The organism is Kitasatospora sp. NPDC006697, assembly GCF_042869935.1.
Classification (GTDB): Bacteria; Actinomycetota; Actinomycetes; order Streptomycetales; family Streptomycetaceae; genus Kitasatospora.
The window spans coordinates 1-8,211 of record NZ_JBIAGU010000065.1 but is presented as its reverse complement, the minus strand read 5'-3'; the positions used below and the strand labels follow the sequence as shown (position 1 = coordinate 8,211).

The following is an 8,211-nucleotide window of genomic DNA, read 5'->3' as shown; positions in this document are numbered from 1 at the left end:
CCCGGCTTGAAGCGCCTGGTCGCCTATCTGGTCGGCGACGCGGACCCGCAGGAGGTCCGCGCCCAGCTGGCCGCCACGCTTCCCGAGTACCTGGTTCCCGGTGTCCTGGTCCTGCTGGATGCCCTGCCGCTGACCGTCAACGGCAAGCTCGACCGGCGCGCCCTGCCCGCCCCCGACACCGTCACCACCGCCCAGCGCGCCCCGCGCACCGCGCGCGAGGAGCAGCTGTGCGTGCTCTTCGCCGAGCTGCTGGGCCTGCCGACGGTCGGTATCGACGACAGCTTCTTCGAACTCGGCGGCCACTCGCTGCTGGCCACCCGTCTGGTGAGCCGCGTCCGGACGGCGATGGACGTGGAGCTGCCGATCCGCGCGCTCTTCGAGGCGCCCACGGTGGCCGCCTTGGCGGCCCGGCTCGACGCCGAGGCCATGAGCAGCCGCCGTCCCGCGCTCACGGCCGGGACGCGCCCCGAGGTGCTACCGGTCTCCTTCGCCCAGCAGCGCCTCTGGTTCCTGAACGAGCTGGAGGGCCCGAGCGCGACCTACAACATCCCGCTGCTGCTCCAGCTGACCGGCCCGCTGGACGCCGATGCCCTGGACGCCGCGCTGCACGACGTGGTCGCCCGTCACGAGGTGCTGCGCACCGTCTTCGGCTCCGAGGCCGGGCAGCCCTGCCAGCGGATCCTGCCGGCCGAGTCCGTGGGCGCGCTGCTCACCGTGGCCCCCTACGACGCGGAAGCCCTCGCGGCGGCCACCCGCCACACCTTCCGGTTCGCCACCGAAGTCCCGCTGCATGCCTGGCTGTTCCGTCGCAGCGAGACCGAGCACACCCTGCTGCTGATCGTTCACCACATCGCGGGCGACGGTTGGTCGATGGGACCGCTGGCCCGCGACGTCTCCGCCGCCTACGCGGCGCGGATCGACGGCAGGGAACCGCAGTGGGTGCCGCTGCCGGTACAGTACGCGGACTTCGCGCTCTGGCAGCGGGAGTTGCTGGGCGAGGTACTCGCCGAGCAGTTGGACTTCTGGCGGCAGAACCTCGCCGGCCTGCCCGAGGAGCTGAGCCTCCCCACCGACCGCCCCCGCCCGGCCGTGGCCGGCCACCGGGGCGGCACCGTCGAGTTCACCGTCCCCGCCGATCTGCATGCCCAGCTCACGGCCGTCGCGGCGGCCGAGGGCAGCACGCTGTTCATGGTGCTGCAGGCGGCCCTCGCCGTGCTGCTGTCTCGTCTCGGTGCGGGTACCGACATCCCGATCGGTACGCCGGTCGCGGGTCGCACGGATGATGCGCTGGACGAGCTGGTCGGGTTCTTCGTCAACACCCTGGTGCTGCGCACGGATCTGTCGGGTGCGCCGAGTTTCACCGAACTCCTGGGTCGGGTGCGGGAGTCGGGTCTCGCGGCGTTCGCGCGCCAGGATGTGCCGTTCGAGCGGCTGGTGGAGGAGCTGGCGCCGTCGCGGTCGATGGCGCGGCACCCGCTCTTCCAGGTGCTGCTCAGCCTGCAGAACAACGCCCGGGCCGTGCTCGACCTGCCCGGCCTGACTGTGCAGTCGGCGCCCTCCGCCGATCTGGCGGCACGCTATGACCTGTCGTTCACCTTCAGCGAGTTGTCCGACGGTGGCCTGCGCGGCACCATCACCTACGCCGCCGACCTCTACGAGGCTGCCACGGTCGCGCAGTTGGCCGAACGCCTGCTCCGCGTCCTGACCGGCCTGCTGGCCGCTCCCGAACGGCCGGTGGATGCCGTGGAGTTGTTGTCGGAGGCCGAGCGGCACCGGCTCCTGGTGGAGTGGAACGACACGGCGCGTGAGGTGCCGTCGACGACGCTGACCGCGTTGTTCGAGGCGCAGGTGGCTCGTACGCCGGAGGCGGAGGCGGTGGCGTTCGCCGATGCCGTGCTCGGCTATGCGGAGTTGAACGCGCGCGCCAACCGCCTCGCGCGCTACCTGCGTGTGCAGGGGGTGGGTGCGGAGTCGCGGGTGGCGTTGGTGCTGCGGCGGTCGACGGAGGTGGTCGTGGCGATGCTGGCGGTGCTCAAGGCCGGTGGCGCCTACGTTCCGGTGGATCCGGAGTATCCGGCGGACCGGATCGCCTACATGCTGGAGGACTCCGCTCCGGCGGTCATCCTCACCGATGCCGACTTCCCGGACGTGAGCGGCTTCGACTCCGCCAATCTGGATCTGGCGATCGATCCGCGTCAGCCCGGGTACGTGATCTACACCTCCGGTTCCACGGGCCGCCCGAAGGGCGTTCTGGTCCCGCATGCCGGCCTGGTCAACTACCTCACCCGCGCAGTCCAGGCCTACCCCGAGGTCGCCGAGAGCACTCTGCACCACACCTCGATCTCCTTCGACGCCGGCGTCACCGCCTTCTACGGCGCGCTGATCTCCGGCGGCCGGGTCCGCATCGCCGCACCGGACGAGAACCTGCCCACGGCGATGAACGGCGAGCGGATCGCCTTCCTGAAGGCGACGCCGAGTGCGCTCGCTTACCTGGACGCGATCTCGCGGGCGCATGTGCCGACGGGTCGGCTGATGGTGGGTGGTGAGGGTTCGCAGGTCGCGCAGCTGCGCCGCTGGCGTGAGCGGCATCCGGGGGTGGCGGTGGTCAACCACTACGGCCCCACGGAGGCCACGGTCGGCTGCACCGATTTCCTGCTCGACGCCCACCCGGACCTGCCCGATGCGGGGATCGTGCCGATCGGCCGGCCGATGTGGAACACCCGCGCCTACGTCCTGGACGCGGCTCTGCGCCCGGTCCCGGTCGGTGTGCCCGGTGAGCTGTACATCGCCGGTGCCCAGCTGGCGCGCGGCTACCTCAACCGTCCGGGCCTGACCGCCGAGCGGTTCATCGCCGACCCGTTCAACGACGGGCGGATGTACCGCACCGGCGACCTGGTCCGGTGGCGGGCCGATGGCAACATCGAGTACCTGGGCCGTACCGACGACCAGGTCAAGATCCGCGGCTACCGCATCGAACTGGGCGAGATCGAGGCCGCCCTGGCCGCCTGGCCCGGCGTCCAGCGCGCCGCCGTCCTGGTCCGCGAGGACCGGCTGATCGGCTACGCCGCCGCCCCCGGCGGCCTGGACACCACCGCCCTGCGCGACCACCTCGCCACCGTGCTGCCCGAGTTCATGGTCCCCGCCGCCATCGTCGCCCTCGACGCCCTCCCGCTCACCGTCAACGGCAAACTCGACCGCCGCGCCCTCCCCGACCCCGAGCTCGCCCCGACCGGCGAGTACCGTGCGCCGGCCACCGAGCAGGAGGCCCTGCTCTGCGAGGCGTTCGCCGCCGTCCTGGGCCTGCCGCTGGTCGGACTGGACGACAACTTCTTCGAGCTGGGCGGCCACTCCCTGCTCGCCGTCACGCTGGTCGAGCGGCTGCGGGCGCAGGGCGTCGAGGTCAACGTCCGAGCGTTGTTCGCCGCCCCGACCGTCGCCGGCCTGGCCGCCTCCACCACCGCCGGAACCAGCGGCGTGACCGTTCCACCGAACCTGATCCCGCCCGGCACCGAGCGGATCACCCCCGACATGGTCACCCTCGCCGAACTGACCCAGGACCAACTCGACCGCATCGCCGACGAATTCCCCGGCGGCGCCGCCAACATCGCCGACCTCTACCCCCTCGCCCCACTCCAGGAAGGCATCTTCTTCCACCACCTGATCAGCGAGGACGGCACCGACCCCTATGTTCTCCCGACCACCCTGGAGTTCGACTCCCGGGAGCGGCTGGACGCCTTCCTCGCCACGCTCCAGCAGGTGATCGACCGTCATGAGATCCTGCGCACCTCCGTCTTCTGGCAGGGCCTGCCGGAGCCGGTCCAGGTGGTCGCCCGCCGCGCCGAGCTCCCGGTCGAGCTGGTCGAGCTGGTCGCGCTGACCCAGGCCGACGCGGCCGCCGAACTGCTGGCCGGCTGTCCGGAGTCGATCGACCTGACCCGTGCGCCGCTGCTGCGGGCCCGGATCGGCGCGGACCCGGACAGCACCCGCTGGCTGCTGGTGCTGCAGCGGCACCACCTGATCTGCGACCACACCGCGATGGACGTGCTGATGACCGAGATCAGCGCCCTGCTGCTCGGCGCGGCGGACGGCCTCGCCCAGCCCGTCCCGTTCCGCGAGTTCGTCGGGCAGGCCCGGCTCGGCACCTCGCGCGAGGAGCACGAGGCGTTCTTCGCCGCGGAGTTGGGTGACCTGACCGAACCGACCAGCCCGTTCGGCGTGCTGGACCTGCGCGGTGACGGGAGCGCGCCGGGCTCGGCCCGACTCGCCCTGCCGGAGGCCCTGGTGGGCCGCCTGCGCGAGCAGGCCCGCCGCCTCGGCGTGGGCCCCGCGACGCTCCTGCACGTCGCCTGGGCCCGGGTGGTCGCCGCCACCTCCGGCACCGAGGAGGCGGTCTTCGGCACGCTGCTCTTCGGCCGGATGAACTCCGGCAGCGGCGCCGACCGCGCGCTCGGGCTCTTCATCAACACCCTCCCCCTGCGGGTTGCCACCGCCGGTGTCAGCGCCGCCGAGGCGGTGGCCACGATGCGCGGCAAGCTGGCCGACCTGCTGGTGCACGAGCACGCCCCGCTGGCCCTCGCCCAGCGCGCCAGCGGCATCGCCGCCCCGGCGCCGCTCTTCACCGCGCTCTTCAACTACCGCCACGGCCGGGCCGCCGCGGCGGTGGAGCAGCCGGCCGTGCCCGCCGGGATCACGATCCGGCACGGCCACAACCGCACCACCTACCCGCTCACCGTCGCCGTGGACGACCTCGGCGAGGGCGGCCTCAGCCTCTCCGCCCAGACCACCGGCCGGATCGACCCGGCGCTGGTCTGCACCCTGCTGCACAACGGAGTCGCCGGCCTGGTCGCCGCCCTGGAGACCGCCCCCGAGACCCCGCTCGACGCCATCGAGGTGCTGGATGGCGGCATGCGGGCGCAGCTCCTCGCGCACGGGACCGGAAAGCCGATCAGGCCGACGCCGGCGTCCCTGGCCGAACTCTTCGAGGCGCAGGCCGCCCGGGTGCCGGACGCGGCGGCCGTCGTCTTCGAGGGGACGGAGGTGACGTACGCGGAGCTGAACGCGCGCGCCAACCGGCTGGCCCACCTGCTGGTGGAGCGCGGGGTCGGGCCGGAGTCGGTGGTTCCGGTGCTGCTGGAGCGCTCGGTGGAGCTGGTGGTGGCGCTGCTGGGCGTGCTGAAGGCGGGCGGCGCCTACCTGCCGGTCGACCCGGAGCTGCCGGCGGAGCGCCGCTCCCACGTGCTGTCGGCGGCCACCGCGGCCCCGGTGACGCCCGAGCTGATCGCGGCCGCCGCCGCGCACCCCGCCACGGACCCGGTGGACCGCGGGGTCCAGGCCAAGAGCCCCGCCTATGTGATCTTCACTTCGGGCTCCACCGGCCGCCCCAAGGGCGTCATGGTCCCGCACGAGGGCATCGTGAACCGCCTGGCGCACATGCAGGCCGAGTACGGGCTGACGGACCGTGACCGGATGCTGCAGAAGACCCCGTTCGGCTTCGACGTCTCGGTCTTCGAGTTCTTCTGGCCGCTGATCTCCGGCGCCACCCTGGTGGTCGCCCGCCCCGGCGGCCACCGCGACCCCGCCTACCTGGCCGAGCTGATCCGGGGCGAGCGGGTGACGGCCGCGCACTTCGTGCCGTCGATGCTGCGCGCCTTCGTCGCCGAGCCCGCCGCCGCCGAGTGCACCGGCCTGCGGGTGGTGATGGCCGGCGGCGAGGCGCTGGCGGCCGACCTGCGCGACTCCCTGCTGGATCTGCTGCCGGACGTCGACCTGCACAACTTCTACGGCCCGACCGAGGCCGCGGTGGACGTGACCTCCTGGCACTGCACCGAGCCCTCCGCCCTCACCCCGATCGGCCGCCCGGTCTGGAACACCCGGCTGTACATCCTGGACGCCCGGCTGCGCCCGGTGCCGGTCGGCGTGCAGGGGGAGCTGTACGTCGCGGGCGTCCAGCTGGCCCGCGGCTACCTGGACCGCCCGTCCCTGAGCGCCGAGCGCTTCGTCGCCGACCCCTTCGACGGCGGCCGGATGTACCGCACCGGCGACCTGGCCCGCTGGCGGGCCGACGGCGCGGTGGAGTACCTGGGCCGCACGGACGACCAGGTGAAGGTGCGCGGCTACCGGATCGAGCTCGGCGAGATCGAGAGCGCCCTGCTCGCGCACCCCGCCGTCGGCCGGGCCGCCGTCCTGGTCCGCGAGGACCGCCTGGTCGCCTACCTGGTCGGCCCCGCCGAGCTGGACCCGGCGGAGCTGAGGGCGAGCCTGACGGGGGTCCTGCCGGAGTACATGGTCCCCGCCGCCTACGTGGTCCTGGACGCCCTCCCGCTCACCGTCAGCGGCAAGCTCGACCGCCGGGCGCTGCCCGCCCCCGAGCTCCCCGGCACGGCCACCGCCTACCGCGCGCCCGCCAACGCCCGGGAGGAGCTGGTCTGCGCCGCCTTCGCCGCCGTGCTCGGCGTGCCGCAGGTGGGCATGGACGACAACTTCTTCGAGCTGGGCGGCCACTCGCTGCTCGCCGTCTCGCTGGTCGAGCGGCTGCGGGCGCAGGGCGTCGAGGTGAACGTCCGGGCGCTGTTCGCCGCGCCGACCGTCGCGGGCCTGGCCGCCACCGCCACCGCCGCCGGCACGGGCGCGGTGGCGGTCCCGCCGAACCTGATCCCGGCCGGCGCCCACCGGATCACTCCCGAGATGGTCACCCTCGCCGAGCTGGACCAGGAGCAACTCGACCGGATCGCCGCCGAGTTCCCCGGCGGAGCGGCCAACATCGCCGACCTCTACCCGCTCGCCCCGCTGCAGGAAGGGCTGCTCTTCCACCACCTGATGGCCGCCGGCGGCCGGGACGTCTACCTGATGCCGTCCGTCCTCGCCTTCGAAAGCCGGGAGTTGCTGGACCAGGTGCTCGACGTGCTGCAGACCGTGATCGACCGGCACGACGTGCTGCGCACGGCCGTGGTCTGGGCGGAGCTGCCGGAGCCGCTGCAGGTGGTCGCCCGGCGGGCCGAACTCCCGGTCCACACCGTGGAACTGCCGGAGGACGGCGACCCGCTGGCCGCCCTGCACGCCGCGGCGCCGGCCACCATGGAGCTGAGCCGGGCGCCGCTGATGCACGCCACCGTCGCTGCCGAACCCGGCGGTTCGGGCCGCTGGCTGATGCTGCTCCAGCGCCACCACCTCACCACCGACCACACGGCGATGGAGGTGCTGCTCGCCGAGGTCGAGGCGCTGCTCAAGGGCGAGGGCCACCGGCTGCCCGAGCCGCTGCCCTTCCGCGAGTTCGTCGCGCAGGCCCGGCTGCGGGTCTCCCGGGAGGAGCACCGGGCGTTCTTCGGTGACCTGCTCGGCGAGGTGACCGAGCCGACCGCGCCGTTCGGACTGCTCGACGTGCGCGGCGACGCCGGCCCGGTCGCGCAGGCCAAGCTGCCGGTGGACGGTGAACTGGCGGGCCGGGTGAGGGAGCAGGCCCGCCGGTTCGGCGTCAGCGCGGCCACCGTCTTCCACCTGGTCTGGGCCCGGGTGGTCGCGGCGACGGCGCACCGCGAGGACGTGGTCTTCGGCACGGTGCTGTTCGGCCGGATGAGCGGCGGCAGCGGAGCCGACCGGGTGCCGGGGCTCTTCATCAACACCCTGCCGGTCCGGCTCGACACCCGCGGCCTCGGCACGCTCGACGCCCTGTACGCGATGCGCGGCCGGCTCGCCGACCTGCTGGTGCACGAGCACGCCCCGCTCTCGCTCGCCCAGCAGGCGAGCGGGATCGGCGGCACGGCGCCGCTCTTCACCTCGCTGCTCAACTACCGCCACAGCACCGCCCCGACGGCCGCCGAAGACCCGGAGCGGGACACCAACGGCATCACCGTCCTGCAGAGCCGGGAACGCACCAACTACCCGCTCACCCTCTCGGTGGACGACCTCGGCGGCAGCGGATTCCTGCTCACCGCCCAGACGGTGGCGCCGATCGACGCCGAGGCCGTCTGCGCCCTGGTGCACACCGCGCTCGACGGGCTGGTCGCCACCCTGGAGACCGACCCCGCGGCCCCGCTCGGCCGGGTCGACGTGATCCCCGCGCAGCAGCGGGAGTTGCTGACGGAGTACCAGAACGGCCCGGTGACACACCGGACTCCGGTCTCGCTGCCGGAGCTGTTCGCGGGGCAGGTGGCGCGGACGCCGCGGGCGGTGGCGGTGAGTTGTGGCGGTGTGGAGCTGAGTTATGCGGAACTG

General features: G+C 73.4%; 1 protein-coding gene. It reads left to right on the top strand.

Annotation, left to right across the window (positions count from 1 at the left end):
• A partial coding sequence (locus tag ACFYNO_RS41020; protein ID WP_388023863.1) for an amino acid adenylation domain-containing protein occupies positions 1-8,211 on the top strand: 8,211 nt, incomplete at both ends.